General features: G+C 43.1%; 12 protein-coding genes and 1 CRISPR repeat array. Of the genes, 9 read left to right on the top strand and 3 right to left on the bottom strand.

What is annotated here, in order from left to right; all coding sequences use genetic code 11:
• Nucleotide 1: 1 nt before the first annotated feature.
• Complete coding sequence (locus ACLROL_RS06815; RefSeq protein ID WP_413067533.1) at nt 2–352, bottom strand: hypothetical protein; 351 nt, start codon at nt 350–352, stop codon at nt 2–4.
• 250 nt (nt 353–602) lie between these two features.
• Here ACLROL_RS06815 and ACLROL_RS06810 point away from each other — a divergent pair, with 250 nt between their 5' ends.
• Complete coding sequence (locus tag ACLROL_RS06810; RefSeq protein WP_413067532.1) at nt 603–2,402, top strand: GH25 family lysozyme; 1,800 nt, start codon at nt 603–605, stop codon at nt 2,400–2,402.
• Nucleotides 2,403–2,454: 52 nt separating this feature from the next.
• On the opposite strand, the gene ACLROL_RS06805 is transcribed toward ACLROL_RS06810, so the two are convergent.
• Both ACLROL_RS06805 and ACLROL_RS06800 read right to left on the bottom strand, forming a co-directional pair.
• Nucleotides 2,455–3,270 (bottom strand): ABC transporter permease, encoded by an 816-nt coding sequence (locus ACLROL_RS06805; protein ID WP_413067531.1) that lies wholly within the window; start codon nt 3,268–3,270, stop codon nt 2,455–2,457.
• Complete coding sequence (locus ACLROL_RS06800) at nt 3,251–4,039, bottom strand: ABC transporter ATP-binding protein (protein WP_413067530.1); 789 nt, start codon at nt 4,037–4,039, stop codon at nt 3,251–3,253. Before ACLROL_RS06800 ends, ACLROL_RS06805 begins: the two co-directional genes overlap by 20 nt.
• Nucleotides 4,040–4,185: 146 nt before the next feature.
• Between ACLROL_RS06800 and cas3 the strand changes: the two genes are divergently transcribed.
• From cas3 to cas2, 8 genes are all read left to right on the top strand, one after another.
• Nucleotides 4,186–6,324, top strand: coding sequence for a CRISPR-associated helicase Cas3' (gene cas3 / locus ACLROL_RS06795; RefSeq protein WP_413067529.1), 2,139 nt, complete (start codon nt 4,186–4,188; stop codon nt 6,322–6,324).
• Between the two features lie 288 nt (nt 6,325–6,612).
• On the top strand, nt 6,613–7,053 hold the full coding sequence (locus tag ACLROL_RS06790; RefSeq protein ID WP_413067528.1) for a hypothetical protein: 441 nt from the start codon (nt 6,613–6,615) through the stop codon (nt 7,051–7,053).
• A gap of 23 nt (nt 7,054–7,076) precedes the next feature.
• Complete coding sequence (gene cas5c, locus ACLROL_RS06785) at nt 7,077–7,739, top strand: type I-C CRISPR-associated protein Cas5c (RefSeq protein ID WP_413067527.1); 663 nt, start codon at nt 7,077–7,079, stop codon at nt 7,737–7,739.
• Nucleotides 7,736–9,472 (top strand): type I-C CRISPR-associated protein Cas8c/Csd1, encoded by a 1,737-nt coding sequence (gene cas8c, locus ACLROL_RS06780; protein ID WP_087168563.1) that lies wholly within the window; start codon nt 7,736–7,738, stop codon nt 9,470–9,472. The genes cas5c and cas8c overlap by 4 nt, the downstream gene beginning before the upstream one ends.
• Nucleotides 9,473–10,384, top strand: a complete 912-nt coding sequence (cas7c, locus tag ACLROL_RS06775; protein WP_413067526.1) for a type I-C CRISPR-associated protein Cas7/Csd2 — start codon at nt 9,473–9,475, stop codon at nt 10,382–10,384. It abuts the gene before it with no gap.
• Entirely contained in the window at nt 10,384–11,049 is a 666-nt protein-coding gene (gene cas4, locus ACLROL_RS06770; RefSeq protein ID WP_288724000.1) for a CRISPR-associated protein Cas4, read from the top strand. The genes cas7c and cas4 overlap by 1 nt, the downstream gene beginning before the upstream one ends.
• Nucleotides 11,046–12,077 carry a type I-C CRISPR-associated endonuclease Cas1c gene (gene cas1c / locus ACLROL_RS06765; RefSeq protein ID WP_413067525.1) on the top strand — a complete coding sequence of 344 codons (1,032 nt, stop codon included), beginning with the start codon at nt 11,046–11,048 and terminating at the stop codon, nt 12,075–12,077. The genes cas4 and cas1c overlap by 4 nt, the downstream gene beginning before the upstream one ends.
• A gap of 9 nt (nt 12,078–12,086) precedes the next feature.
• Nucleotides 12,087–12,377 (top strand): CRISPR-associated endonuclease Cas2, encoded by a 291-nt coding sequence (cas2, locus tag ACLROL_RS06760; protein WP_087203126.1) that lies wholly within the window; start codon nt 12,087–12,089, stop codon nt 12,375–12,377.
• 179 nt (nt 12,378–12,556) lie between these two features.
• Nucleotides 12,557–15,327: a CRISPR direct-repeat array (repeat unit 32 nt; unit sequence GTCGTTCCCCACGCGGGAACGTGGATTGAAAT).
• Between the last annotated feature and the right edge of the window lie 80 nt (nt 15,328–15,407).

Here is a 15,407-nt window from a genome sequence, read left to right as displayed (position 1 = left end):
GCTATCTGTTTCCTCTACACCGAGCCCTGTTTCTCTGACCTGAATTATGTGCGTGGGATTGATTGTCACATATGCCATTGTTATCGGCGTCCACATAATTCTTACAGTGATTGGCCTGAGAAATGCTGTTATTTTGGCACGTCCCGTAGTTATCACAGATACCATTGTTATCGGTATCCAAATAGTGGCAGTCTTCTCCGACATAGTCACAAATGCCATCTTGATTGGTATCGGAAAAATTCTTTTTGCTCTCATATCCGGAACCAGCCGCAAATGAGCTGATTGCTCCAATGGATACAACGGATACAGCTGCGACAACAATAGCTAAGATTTTTTTTGGTGTTTTATTCATTTATGATTCCTCCTCTTCTTTTGACAGGTATTCCTGATTTTATCTATAATACGATTGAAACATCCGAATCCATTCACTTTTAGAAAAAATTTTTGCTTTTTCCTGAAAATCTTTTCCAAATAAAAATTTTCCTGCATCTGTTTTCATTTTATCACATTTCGTGCAAAAAGTTGACAAAAGTTCCTGGGTGTACTACCATCATGAAGTGGGAAAATGATGAAATATGAATCATAGAAAGGAATGAGCAGCAATGAAAAGAAAAATTCATAAGATGGCCGGTATTTTCCTGAGCGTCTGTATTGCCGCAGGAAGCATCACTTTGCCGCGTGTCGTAAGCAGCGCAGCAGGCGATACGCAGACAGAACTTTCTGATAAAGAAGATACGCAGGTGCAGGAGCGGAAAGAAAACAGTTTCCGTTACAAAGACGGGCAGCCCATTGACATGCCGGCCCTCTATGCAGACGAGTATGAGTATGCATGGGAAAAAGTAGACGGGTACTACAGGAACAATGTGGGCGCTATTATTGAAGGGGCCACGAGAAAAGGGATCGATGTCAGCCATCATCAGCAACAGATCGACTGGGAAAAAGTCAAGGCGGACGGCATCGATTTTGCCATCCTGCGCTGTGGATATGGCGGGGACTATGAAGATTATGACGATGATTGGTGGGAATATAATGTGTCCGAGTGTGAAAGACTTGGCATCCCGTACGGCGTATATCTCTATTCCTATTCTGTAAATACAGCAGATGCTGTCAGCGAGGCAGAACATACGCTGCGTCTTCTGGAGGGGCATCAGCCGACATACCCGGTGTATTATGATCTGGAAGACGATACGACTGCATCTGTGGACAACGCGACCATCGGACAGATTGCAAAGACGTACTGCGATATGATATCGGAGGCAGGTTACGAGGTAGGAATTTATGCCAATTACAACTGGTGGACCACGAGGCTCACAGATCCGGTTTTCGATAATTCAGGCTGGTCAAAATGGGTGGCGCGCTACAATCCAACTTGTGGATATGAAAAACCGTACGATATGTGGCAGTGTACAAATGAGGGAAGTGTGGATGGGATCAACGGAAATGTGGATCTGAATTTCTGGATGACGGATCCGATTGACCAGATCCAAAATCGGGTTTCCGTATCTGCCCATGTACAGACATATGGATGGATGCCGGATGTCACAGACGGCAAACAGGCGGGAGTCATCGGCAAGCGTATGGAGGCGCTGAAAATACGTCTTCTCAACCAGGAGTATGAAGGAGATATCCAGTACAGAACCCATGTGCAGACGTATGGTTGGCTTGACTGGGCCAAGAACGGCGAATTGGCTGGCACAGAAGGGGAGAGCAAACGCGTGGAAGCGGTAGAGCTTAAACTGACCGGACAGCTGGCGGAAAATTTTGACCTTTATTACCGGGCTTATGTGCAGGGATACGGATGGCTTGGCTGGGCGAAGAACGGCGAATCATCTGGGTCAAGCGGATACAGCAGACAGATGGAAGCCATCCAGGTAAAGATGGTCCCGAAAAATTCCGAAGCGCCGGGAAGTATAAACAACGCATACCTCGACAAAAATGCGCTGGCCAGCGTCGCTTATCAGCCTCATGTGCAGACGTACGGCTGGGTTTCGGAAGTATCGGACGGTGCGATCGGAGGAGTGACAGGGGAGTCAAAGCGTATGGAAGCACTGAAGATACGTCTTGCAAGGCAGGAGTACGACGGGGACATCGAATACAAGGCGCATGTGCAGACGTACGGTTGGCTTGACTGGGCAAAGAACGGCGAACTGGCTGGGACAGAAGGAGAAAGTAAACGAGTGGAAGCAATCCAGATCCGCCTGACAGGAGATATGGCGGCCAACTACGATGTGTACTACAGAACCCATGTGCAGACATATGGCTGGCTTGACTGGGCGAAAAACGGCGAATCAGCTGGGACCACAGGGATGAGCAAACGGATCGAGGCCGTCCAGGTTGTCCTTGTAAAAAAAGGACTCCCTGCACCAGGAAGTACAAAGGAACCTTGCTTGGAGCAACAGTAAAAACAGGGAAAAGAATGATTTTGGGGCAAAGTCTTTGGACTTTGCCCCTGTTTTATGCAGCGAAATATTTTCGGCATATTTTTTCCAAAAGAGAGATGATCTGGTAGAGCAGCATGGCCATGATACAAAGAAGCACAATGCTCATCAAAAGCCAATCCATTTTAAACACCTGGCTGGAATAGATAATGAGATATCCAAGCCCCTCCTTTGCCGCCAGAAATTCTCCTATGACGACACCTACAAGGCAAAGCCCGATATTTACTTTCATCGTGCTGATGATAGTAGGAACGGAGGATGGGAGAACAACTTTGGAAAGGGCATGGAAGGAATTTCCGTGCAGCGTATAGATCAGTTTGATTTTATTCCCATCCGCTCCGGTAAAACATGTGTACAGCGTCATAATACTTCCGAATATAGCTACAGACATGCCAGCCACGATGATCGTCGTCCGGTCTGCACCAAGCCAGACAATGAGCAGAGGGGCGAGTGCAGATTTAGGCAGACTGTTCAGAACTACAAGGTACGGTTCCAGGATGGCTGAGAGACGCCTGGAAAACCACAAAAGCACAGCAGACATAATACTGATGATTGTAACCAAAAGGAAACTGACGATCGTCTCGTACAAAGTCACTCCCAGATGAGGGAAGATGCTTTTGTCAGCAGCCATAGAAAGGAAACAAGCTGTAATCTTTGAAGGACTGCTGAAGATGAATGAGTCGATGATTTCTTTGCTTGCCGTCCATTCCCATGCCGCCAGAAAAAATACAAAGAGGAAGATCCGCGCCGCCAAGATAAACTGGCGGCTTTTCTTTTGAGAATGAAGAAAGGCAGACTGCCCGGGGGAAACATTAGTAGCTGGATCTTTCATCTTGGTTCAACTCCTTCCAGATAAGATTAAAATAGGTCTTAAATTCTGCCGCATTACGGCGATTCAGCGGAGTGTCATCCGAAGTGCCAAGAGAGGAAAACTCAAGCTTCAGTTCATATTTGATCACTGCCGGACGTCTGGAGAGGACAAGGATCCTGTCTGCCAGACTGATAGCTTCCGAAAGATCGTGAGTTACGAGGATTGCGGTTGTCTGTTCCTTGCGGATGATCTGTCCGATGTCGTCGCTGACATTTAAGCGGGTCTGATAGTCCAAAGCGGAAAAAGGCTCATCCAGAAGAAGGATTTCCGGATTCAAAATCAAGGTTCTTACAAGAGCCGCTCTTTGCCGCATTCCTCCTGAAAGTTCAGAAGGCCGGGAGTGCTCGAATTGCCCAAGGCCGTATGCGGCAAGAAGCTTATGGGCTTTCTCTTTCGTATCGGCGGACAATGTGCCGCGGATCTCCGGGCCAAGAAGGACGTTTCTGAAGATGGATCTCCATTCCAGAAGCTCATCCCGCTGGAGCATATACCCGATCTTTTCCGTACAGTCTATGACCGGCATCCCATGGAGCATGATCTCTCCGCTTTCCGGTTTCAGAAGGCCGGCAATCAGGGAAAGAAGCGTGGATTTACCGCAGCCGGAAGGCCCGACAATGGCGATGAATTCTCCTTTGCCGACGGAAAAAGAGATGTCCTGAAGGGCCGGAGTTTCCCCTTTTGGCGTGTGGTATGCGTGGCTTATATGTTTTAATTCCAGTATTTTTTCCATATTGCAACCTCCAGATGTGTATATCATAATGTATGTTGACAGGAAAAAAGATGTGAATTATAACTATAGATAACATTGGAGTATAAAGGAAAACATAATGTCAAGCCATAATTATCACATAATCGTATGGAAAGAAGGTATTTATAATGGAATTTTATGCACACATAGATAAAGAACGCAAACAAACGGTAAAAGAACATTTATACGAAACAGCTCAACTGGCAGGCGATTTTGCAGACCATTTCGGGAAGAGAGAGTGGGGATATGCCTGCGGCCTGCTTCATGATATTGGAAAATATTCGGATGCTTTCCAGGACAAAATTAAAAACAATACTGGAAAACAGGTAGATCATTCTACAGCTGGGATGAAAACTTGTTTTGAAGAAGGTCGATGGTATCCGTTCCTGGGATACTGCATTGCAGGGCATCATGCTGGAATGCCGGACTGCGGGGGTTCATCCGACACGGGATCGTCACCTACCTTAGAGGGGAGAAGGAAGAAAAAAATTGAAATCTACGATGCATACAAAAGTGAAATTCAAATTCCGGAATTGAGTGAACTTCCTTTTGATCCGCAAAAGACGTTAGATCCGGATTTTTCTATTAGTATGCTGCTTCGAATGATTTATTCCTGCCTTGTAGATGCAGATTTTCTTGATACCGAAAGTTTCATGTCAAATGGAGAGGTACAGAGAGATTCTGGAGAAAAGATGGAGACCCTTTTAGAAAGGCTGGAAACATATATTACAGACTGGCTGGGGAATAAGAAAATAGAGTCTGTAAATGGCAGAAGAACGGAGATTTTGAAACATTGCCTTTCTTGTGGAGAAAAGGAAAGAGGGTTGTTTCAACTCACTGTACCTACAGGGGGTGGAAAGACGATTGCATCGTTGGCTTTTGCATTAAAACATGCTGTGAAAAATCAGATGGACAGAGTGATCTATGTCATTCCTTATACAAGCATTATCGAACAGAATGCAGAAGTGTTTCGAAAAATTCTTGGGGAACAGAATGTATTGGAAAACCATTACAATGTCGATTATGAGAGTACGGAGGAACTAAAGATGATGCAGCTTGCAGCAGAAAACTGGGACAAGCCGGTTGTCGTTACGACAAATGTACAGTTTTTTGAATCTTTATTTTCGAACAGATCTTCGAAGTGTCGGAAACTGCATAACATTGCTAACAGTGTTATCATTTTTGATGAGGCACAGATGCTGCCAACAGACTACTTAAAGCCTTGTCTTGCAGTGATGGAAGAACTAGTGAATCAATTTCGATCAAGCATCGTACTCTGCACGGCTACTCAGCCGGCTCTACAATCTCTGCTTCGGACCAATATAAAAATGACAGAACTCTGTCCGAGAGTACAGGAGCAATTTTGCTTTTTTAAAAGAGCATCTTTTGAGAACCTTGGAAAGATAAAAGAAGAAGAGTTGATAGAAAAATTAAAGGGAGAATATCAGGCTCTATGCATTGTAAATACAAAAAAGAGGGCGCAGAGTTTATATAAGAAAATGGAAGGAGATGGGGTTTTCCATTTGTCCACAACTATGTATCCAAAGCACAGGAGGCAGATTCTGGAAACAATCAGAAAATGTTTGAAAGAAGGGAAACGCTGTGTTTTGATTTCTACCAGTCTTGTGGAAGCAGGGGTGGATCTTGATTTTCGCTCTGTATACAGGCAGTTATCAGGAGTCGACTCTATGATACAGGCAGCAGGACGATGCAATCGAGAAGGAAAAAGAGCTGTGAAGGATAGCATTGTTTCTATTTTCCAGTTCGATCAAAAAGAAAATGTTCCGGGACAACAGCGGCAGATAGATATATCAAAAGTACTGATTGCAGATGGAAAAGATATTTCGTCCCTGGATGGAATTCAGCAGTATTTTCAATCTCTTTATCATCTTGAGGGGGCGAACCTTGATAAAAAGAACATTCTTGGGCTCTTTCAAAATAAAAATTATCAATTTGCAACAGCAGCTAAAAAATTTAAACTGATCGAAGAAGATACAACGACAATTTTTATCAGTAGAGAGCCGGAAGCAAAAGAAATTCTTCAACAGATCAAAAACCAAGGATATACAAAGAGAACCATGCGAAGAGCTGGACAATATTGTGTTCAGTTGTATGCCAATGATATAGAGAAACTTCGAGGAGCAGGAATGCTTCGAGAAATTCCGGGAGATATTAATGATTTCATGGAGCTTGTATCAGAGGAACAGTATACGGAAGACATGGGACTGGATCTGGGGATAGAATCCGGGACAGCAGTCTGGATGTAAATGATGGAGAAAAAGAGGCAGCGGTGTAAAAGTGGAATCCGAAGATTTCCAGACTTTTACACCGCTACTTTGCTTCTTGCGGCAAATATTATTATTTCAATCCACAGGAATTCCCTGACGAAAATAGTATACCAAATATATGTGAGAATTTCATTATAAAAAAGTTGGAGAATTAGAATTGATTTCAATAAAATTTACGCAACATAAAATAAATTGCGGTTGATTTTTTGGATTAGAAGTGCTATAGTGACTATAAAGATACAGATTTCATTGGAAGTGAGGTTGTATATGGGAAGCAAAAATAATAATGCTCTTTTTTATACATGCAGTTTGATTGAATTTATCGGAAGGACAGTAAAGAGGAAAAGGGAAGAAGTAACAGATTATCTGGGAAAAGAGCGAATCAAAAGAATTTACGAGTATGCGGATGTATTTCACTGTGAGCCGATCGAGAAAACAGCAGATGAATTTATAGAGGAAGCCGGGATTACAGAAGGAAATTTTGACAACGTGAAAATGTGTCATTACACTGTCCCCGATTATTGGGATATCGGGGAAGTGTACGAAAGATTGATTGAAGATGCCTATGAAGATTCAGAGCTGATGAAAGGACTATGGGAAGTCTATCATTCATGGATCGATGCACAAATTTCAGATTATAATACTGATTTTTATTATCAACCAAGAGATTATATAGCGGCATGCTATGAGGAAGGAGTGGTTTTGTAGATGAAACGAAAGGAGGACCGACTATGGGGGTAGGCGTAAAAATGAAGGTCTGGGGAGACTATGCCCTTTTTTCGAGACCCGAAATGAAAGTAGAACGTTGCTCTTATGATGTTATGACACCGTCTGCAGCAAGAGGAATTCTGGAAGCAATCTACTGGCATCCTGGAATGCGGTGGGTAATTGATAAGATCCATGTGGTTAATCCTATTCAATTTACCAGCGTACGTCGTAATGAAGTAAAGAGTAAAATTTTAGCCAGCAGTGTTCTTCAGGCGTATAATGGATCGGATAAGCCTCTGTATATCAGCAGTAAAGCAGATATAGTTCAAAGAGCATCGCTGATTCTCCGGGATGTAGAGTATGTGATTGAAGCCCATTTTGAAATGACAGATCGGGCGAATGCATCCGATAATCCAGGTAAATTCAAAGATATAATTATGAGACGCTTGAAAAGAGGAGAGTGCTTTCATATGCCATATTTTGGATGCAGGGAATTCCCGGCGCATTTCTGCCTGTGCGGGGACGAAGAAATCAGGACTGCCTATGATACTGTAGAAGAGAAGGATCTGGGCTTTATGCTTTACGATATGGATTATTCAGATCTTAATCATATTGAGCCTATGTTTTTCAGAGCTGTTATGAAACGTGGTATTTTGGACTTAACAGACTGCGAGGTGGTACGATGATTTTGCAGGCACTGGTAAATTATTACGAAGACCTTCTGGAACAGGGCAAGGTAGACCAGGAGGGATGGTGCAAAGCAAAGGTTTCCTATGCAATAAATTTGTCGAAAGAAGGGAAAATTACGGGAATCCTTACTTTGAAGAAAGAGGAACCGAGAGGTAAAAAGACCGTTTTAGCACCAATTATGATCAAGGTACCGGAGATGGTCACACGGTCATCCGGCATTTCAGCAAATTTTTTATGTGATAATTCCAAGTATCTTTTGGGAATTGACGCCGAAGGAACGAATCAAAGAATAGAGGATTGTTTCGAAGCAGCTAAAGAACGTCATCTGTCCCTGCTTCAAGGCGTAGAAGGAGAGATGGCTGAGGCAGTACGGAGATTTTTTGAAACGTGGGATCCCAAAGAAGCCAAAAACTGTAACGAAGTTCAGGAAAGATGGGAAGATATTACAGATGGAGGGAATCTGATTTTCTGCATGGAAGCAATACGGCATGCGCAGGATGATCCAGCGATTGCAGAGGCCTGGGAACAGTCAAGAGAGAAATTGTCAAAGGATGTCGAAACAGGTGTCTGCCTTGTGACGGGAAAAAGATCAGGAATTTCCAGAATTCACAAGACGATCAAAGGAGTGCCGGGAGCTCAGTCCAGCGGAGCAGCGCTGGTTTCCTTTAATGCGCCGGCTTTTGAATCTTATGGTAAGGAACAAAGTTATAATGCCCCGGTTGGGAGATATGCTGAGTTCGCATACACGACGGCATTGAATTATCTTCTGAGCCAGAGGGAAGGTCGCTTTCAGCTTGGAGATTCTATGATTGTGTACTGGGCAGAAAGCGGGAAAAAACAGTATCAGGATGCATTTGCCTATCTTCTGGATCAAAAGCCAGAGAATCAGAATGAAATCAGAGACATTTTTAAAAATCTAAAAGAAAACAAGCAGGTAGATGTGGGAGGTATTCGGCTGAATCCGGAGCAGAAGTTTTATATTTTGGCCCTGGCACCTAATGCGGCGCGTTTGTCTGTAAGATTTTTCTATGAGAATACGTTCGGAACGATTTTAAGTCATCTTGCCGTGCATTATGAGAGAATGAATGTGGTAAAGCCATCCTGGGTAACTCATGGATATATGGGAATTCGGGATATGCTTGCTGAAACAGTGAATCAAAAATCAAAGGACAAGTCCCCGGTGCCGAATATGGCAGCAATGACATTACAAGCTATTTTAGCAGGGACAAAGTATCCGGCGAGTCTTTATACGGATGTTCTGATTCGGATCCGTGCCGAACAGGGCAATGTGACATGGGGAAGAGCAGGAATTATTAAGGCATATTTAATACTAAATTATTGTTGGAAGGAAGGAGAGAAGTATATGGGATTAAATGCAGAAAGCCAGGAAGTGGCATATCAGCTTGGACGTTTGTTTTCTGTACTGGAATCCATTCAGATGGATACCAATCAGGGAATTAAGTCCACAATCCGGGACAGATATTTTAATTCGGCATGTGCCACGCCGGCATCGGTATTTCCGGTTCTGATTAAACTGAAAAACAGCCATATGAAAAAACTGGAACGTGAGAAAAGCAGCGCGAAAATCTATTACGAGAAATTGCTGACAGAAATTATGGGAAATATGACAGAATTCCCAAGGAGGCTTTCACTGGAAGAACAGGGAAAATTTATTTTAGGATATTACCATCAGGTACAAAAAAAATACGAGAAAAGAGAGGATAAGTAAATGGGAGAGACAATCAAAAACAGATATGAATTCGTTGTATTGTTTGATGTGGAAAATGGTAATCCAAATGGAGACCCAGATGCAGGGAACATGCCAAGAATCGATCCAGAGAGCGGTCTTGGACTTGTAACTGATGTATGCTTGAAGCGTAAGATCAGAAATTATGTCGAGACAGTAAAAGAAGATGTGCCGGGATATCAGATTTATATCAAAGAAGATGTACCTTTAAACCGAAGTGACCGAAAAGCATGCGAAAGCCTCGGAATTGAAGAGACAGATGAAAAGAAGGTAACGGAAGCTCTGAAAAAATTAAAGAAAAGTGATCTGGATGCAGACGTAAAATTAAGAGATTATATGTGCCAGAATTTCTATGATATCCGTACCTTTGGAGCTGTCATGACGACTTTTGTGAAGGCTTCATTAAATTGTGGGCAGGTAAGAGGACCGGTACAGCTTGGATTTGCGAGAAGCATCGATCCGGTTATCAGCCAGGAAGTAACGATTACAAGAGTTGCGATCACGACAGAGAAGGATGCAGAAAATAAAAGTACAGAAATGGGAAGAAAAAGTATTGTCCCTTATGGTTTGTACCGGGTAGAAGGATATGTGTCGGCCAATCTTGCCCGCAGAGTAACTGGATTTTCAGAAGAAGATCTGGAACTGTTATGGGAAGCTATTATAAACATGTTTGAACTCGATCATTCTGCTGCAAGAGGCAAAATGTCTGTACGTGAGCTGATTGTTTTCAAACATAGTAAGGAACTGGGCGATTGTCCGGCATATAAGCTTTTTGATGCAGTAGAAGTAAAGAAAAAAGAAGATGTGGAGTATCCGAGAAAATACAGCGATTACATTGTAGATATACATTATGATACAATTCCGGAATCAGTAGAAGTGAAAAGGATGATTTGATGGAATATGCAGAAGATGATTATCTGATGATTTCAGGTATTCAGCATTTTAAGTTTTGCAGAAGACAATGGGCTTTAATTCATATTGAACAGCAGTGGGAGGAAAATGCACATACAGTTACTGGGGAATTGATGCATAAAAAAGTGCATGATCCTTCCCTGAAGGAGAAGCGAAAGGATATGATCATTGCAAGAGCGCTTCCAGTTGCATCGAGAAAGCTGGGAATCAGTGGAGAATGTGATTTGGTAGAGTTCCATAAAAGTGAAGAAGGAATACAACTTCATGGACATCGAGGATTGTATACGATATACCCTGTGGAGTACAAAAAAGGAAAACCAAAATTATCAGAAGAAGACAAACTGCAGCTTGCGGCGCAAACCATGTGTCTGGAAGAAATGTTTTGTACGGAAATTCCAGAAGGAGCTATCTTTTATGGGGAGACGAGAAGGCGTGAAACAGTGGCAATTACAGAAGATTTGCGAGATGAAGTGGTTCGTATGTTTCAGGAGATGCACGAATACTATAGAAGACAATACACACCAAAAGTCCGATACAGCAAAGCATGCAATGCCTGCTCTCTCAAAGAAATCTGTCTTCCGAAACTGGGTAAAACAGTTTCTGTAAAAGCGTATATAGAGCAGAGTTTGAAGGAGGAAAATCAATGAAAAAGTTGCTGAATACATTGTACGTTACTTCTGAAAACAGTTATCTGTCTCTGGATGGAGAAAACGTAGTTGTTCTGGAGGATAAAGAAGAAAAAGGCAGAGTACCGCTTCACAACCTGGAAGGAATCGTTTCTTTCGGATATCGTGGGACAAGTCCCGCTTTAATGGGAGCATGTGCAGAGAAAAATATCTCCTTGTGTTACCTCACTCCGCAGGGTAAATTTTTGGCACGAGTTTCTGGACGTGTAAAAGGGAATGTGATCTTGCGAGAGCAACAGTATGCCAGCGCAAAAAACGAACAAATCAGTCTTGAAATTGCAAAAAATTGTATCCTTGGAAAGATATATAATGCCAGATGGGTATTGGAAAGAGCAGTAAGAGATCATGCTCTACAGATTGATACAGATCAGATAAAAAAAGCATCCGCATTTTTAAGAGAGTCATTAAAAAATGTCCAGAACTGTCAATCAAAAGAACAATTAAGAGGCTATGAAGGAGAGGCGGCAAGTATTTATTTTAGTGTATTTGATCAGCTTATTCTTCAACAAAAAAAGGACTTCTATTTCCATGGAAGAAATAAAAGGCCGCCACTGGATAATACAAATGCGCTGTTGTCCTTTATATATACATTTTTAACGAATAGTATCACTTCGGCTTTGGAAAGCGTGGGGCTAGATCCATATGTCGGATATCTACATACGGAACGCCCAGGAAGAGTTTCTTTATCGTTAGATCTGATAGAAGAGCTTCGGGCAATTTTGGCAGATCGATTTGTTCTTACTTTAATCAACAGGAAAATTGTTAACAGCAAAGGGTTTTCAAAAAAGGAAAATGGTGCTGTTCTGATGAATGATGATCTTAGGAAAAAGGTAATAACAGAATGGCAGAATAAGAAAAAAGAAATCATTACACATCCATATTTGAAAGAAAAAATTGAATGGGGAATGGTTCCTTATGTGCAGGCCATGCTTTTGGCAAGATATTTAAGAGGAGATTTGGATGGGTATCCGGTTTTCTTGTGGAAGTGAGGTGGAAGGATGCTTGTTTTAATAACTTATGATGTCAATACAGAAACCGCAGCAGGCCAAAAAAGACTTAGAAAAGTGGCTAAGCAATGTACTAATTATGGAAGAAGAGTGCAGAATTCTGTGTTTGAATGTATATTGGATAATGCACAGTGCATCAAGTTAAAAGCAAGTTTATCAGAAATCATAGACGAAGAAGTTGATAGTCTGAGATTCTATTATTTAGGAAACAAATATCAGACGAAAGTTGAACATCTAGGTGTAGATAAAGGAATAGCAGCGGATCAAACTTTAATCTTGTAATTGAAGTGCGAATAACAAGCATACATAAATTAACTGGGAGGTTCGCACCTGAAAATGTGCACAAATATGAAAGAAGGGCTAAAAGGAAATTTAGAAAAAGAAAGACAAAAGATAATTACTATGTAATGTTTTTAGTGATTATTCCTAAAATATAAGAGAATATTTTGGGAATAATTGCTGTCGTTCCCCACGCGGGAACGTGGATTGAAATCCCTTCAGAATGGATTGCTGTCTTAAGATCACAGCGTCGTTCCCCACGCGGGAACGTGGATTGAAATTGCATCAAAGCAAGCAAATAAGCTATTAAAATCGTCGTTCCCCACGCGGGAACGTGGATTGAAATTGTTCATTGTGTTTTAGATAACTCAACATCTTATGTCGTTCCCCACGCGGGAACGTGGATTGAAATAGGATGGACTGCTTCAGAAGCTGCAGCATCAAAAGGTCGTTCCCCACGCGGGAACGTGGATTGAAATAGGAAAGAACAGAAGAATTATAAATTCCATAAAGAGTCGTTCCCCACGCGGGAACGTGGATTGAAATTGAGCTTGCAGACACAAAAAAACAGTTAAAAGCACGTCGTTCCCCACGCGGGAACGTGGATTGAAATTTGTTGTGTGAAGTCCTTTATATTTGGATTTTTCGTCGTTCCCCACGCGGGAACGTGGATTGAAATTGCAATTGATGAGGATTTACCAGAAACATCATTTTCGTCGTTCCCCACGCGGGAACGTGGATTGAAATAATCACAGTATGATCGACTTGCGCAGATGCAGTCTCGTCGTTCCCCACGCGGGAACGTGGATTGAAATTCCATAAATTTGCGAACCGGACAGTTTAAATGTGTCGTTCCCCACGCGGGAACGTGGATTGAAATATCGTCCGTCTGTTGTATGCACCAACACGCCCAGTCGTTCCCCACGCGGGAACGTGGATTGAAATGATTATTAATTGTACCGATCAGCTTGTCTGTGTACAGTCGTTCCCCACGCGGGAACGTGGATTGAAATAGCATATACTATAGCATTTTAAAAACGAAAATTGCGGTCGTTCCCCACGCGGGAACGTGGATTGAAATCCGGAAAATACCAGCGCTGCGATCGGGAGTTCCAGGTCGTTCCCCACGCGGGAACGTGGATTGAAATTTGCAAGTGGTGGAAATGTAATAAACCCGACCGTGTCGTTCCCCACGCGGGAACGTGGATTGAAATCGAAAACATTGTTACAGAGTGCAAAAGATTGTTTGTCGTTCCCCACGCGGGAACGTGGATTGAAATCTATGAAACTATATAAAAACAAAACAAAATTTGGTCGTTCCCCACGCGGGAACGTGGATTGAAATTACCAATTTAATTCTTGTTGTGTTTGTTTCATATGTCGTTCCCCACGCGGGAACGTGGATTGAAATCTGCATATGAACCGGAAAAGAAACTGGGAATGAAGTCGTTCCCCACGCGGGAACGTGGATTGAAATGCTTATATCCGGCTTGGCGAAAAAGTTGGCAACGCATTTCAGTCGTTCCCCACGCGGGAACGTGGATTGAAATTACGACATACAATTCCCCATCAATGTTCGCTATGGTCGTTCCCCACGCGGGAACGTGGATTGAAATTATATACGAACTATACCCTTACTATACCAATTCTGTCGTTCCCCACGCGGGAACGTGGATTGAAATCGCGAGATGAGGTGGAGAGTTATAACCGGATCATGTCGTTCCCCACGCGGGAACGTGGATTGAAATCCTCTTTTGTGGCATAACGGCTGTAGAATCCATTGATCGTCGTTCCCCACGCGGGAACGTGGATTGAAATACAGAAACCAACGCATTTATGTCCTGCGAGTTCGTCGTTCCCCACGCGGGAACGTGGATTGAAATCTTTGTGACCTCATCCTTTTCGGGACATTCAGCGTCGTTCCCCACGCGGGAACGTGGATTGAAATTTGGAGAGGCATTGAACTTGTCTCCGTCCCCACAGCGTCGTTCCCCACGCGGGAACGTGGATTGAAATCGTCAGTCCATCCATTGCCTGACCGACCGTTTTATGTCGTTCCCCACGCGGGAACGTGGATTGAAATCAGAAATCCGGCAAAGGTTTTCAGCGCATCACCAGTCGTTCCCCACGCGGGAACGTGGATTGAAATCCGGATCCAGTGTTTATCGACACTGAGGGAAGTACCGTCGTTCCCCACGCGGGAACGTGGATTGAAATCGCCTAAAAGTACATCTAAGATAAAACATGCTGAGTCGTTCCCCACGCGGGAACGTGGATTGAAATGTGAGCAGAACTATGGTCAGATCTCTGATATCCGTCGTTCCCCACGCGGGAACGTGGATTGAAATATGCGGTGTTGAAACGCCATATTTTGATACCCCAGAGTCGTTCCCCACGCGGGAACGTGGATTGAAATCTCAATAGTTAAACACCCGTCTTTTGTAAATGTGGTCGTTCCCCACGCGGGAACGTGGATTGAAATGCCGTAATCAATCCAGCCTTTATTTTGGATGTGAGCCGTCGTTCCCCACGCGGGAACGTGGATTGAAATCATGACATAGAGGAACGGAAAAAACAGGAAGCCCTAGTCGTTCCCCACGCGGGAACGTGGATTGAAATTTTTATTCCCATAGTTACTCTTACTTGCAAGATTGTCGTTCCCCACGCGGGAACGTGGATTGAAATAACAGCTCTGTCATCAATAGTCTCCTGCATGCTGTCGTTCCCCACGCGGGAACGTGGATTGAAATTTTGAGCCTGCGTAAGACTCTCAAAACCCACATTTGTCGTTCCCCACGCGGGAACGTGGATTGAAATTTTTAACATCTACTGGCCATACTAATTCCATAGCTGTCGTTCCCCACGCGGGAACGTGGATTGAAATGACAAATGCATTTTTCAAAAATCGGCGCAAAATCACCGTCGTTCCCCACGCGGGAACGTGGATTGAAATACCATTGATATAGAGTTTAAATAACGAACTCAAACTTCCCACACCAATAAGGTGTGCTGAACCTTGAAAATTCAATATTT

It is taken from the genome of Sellimonas sp., assembly GCF_047234585.1.
Taxonomy (GTDB): domain Bacteria; phylum Bacillota; class Clostridia; order Lachnospirales; family Lachnospiraceae; genus Sellimonas; species Sellimonas caecigallum.
This window is presented reverse-complemented; position numbering and strand designations above follow the sequence as displayed.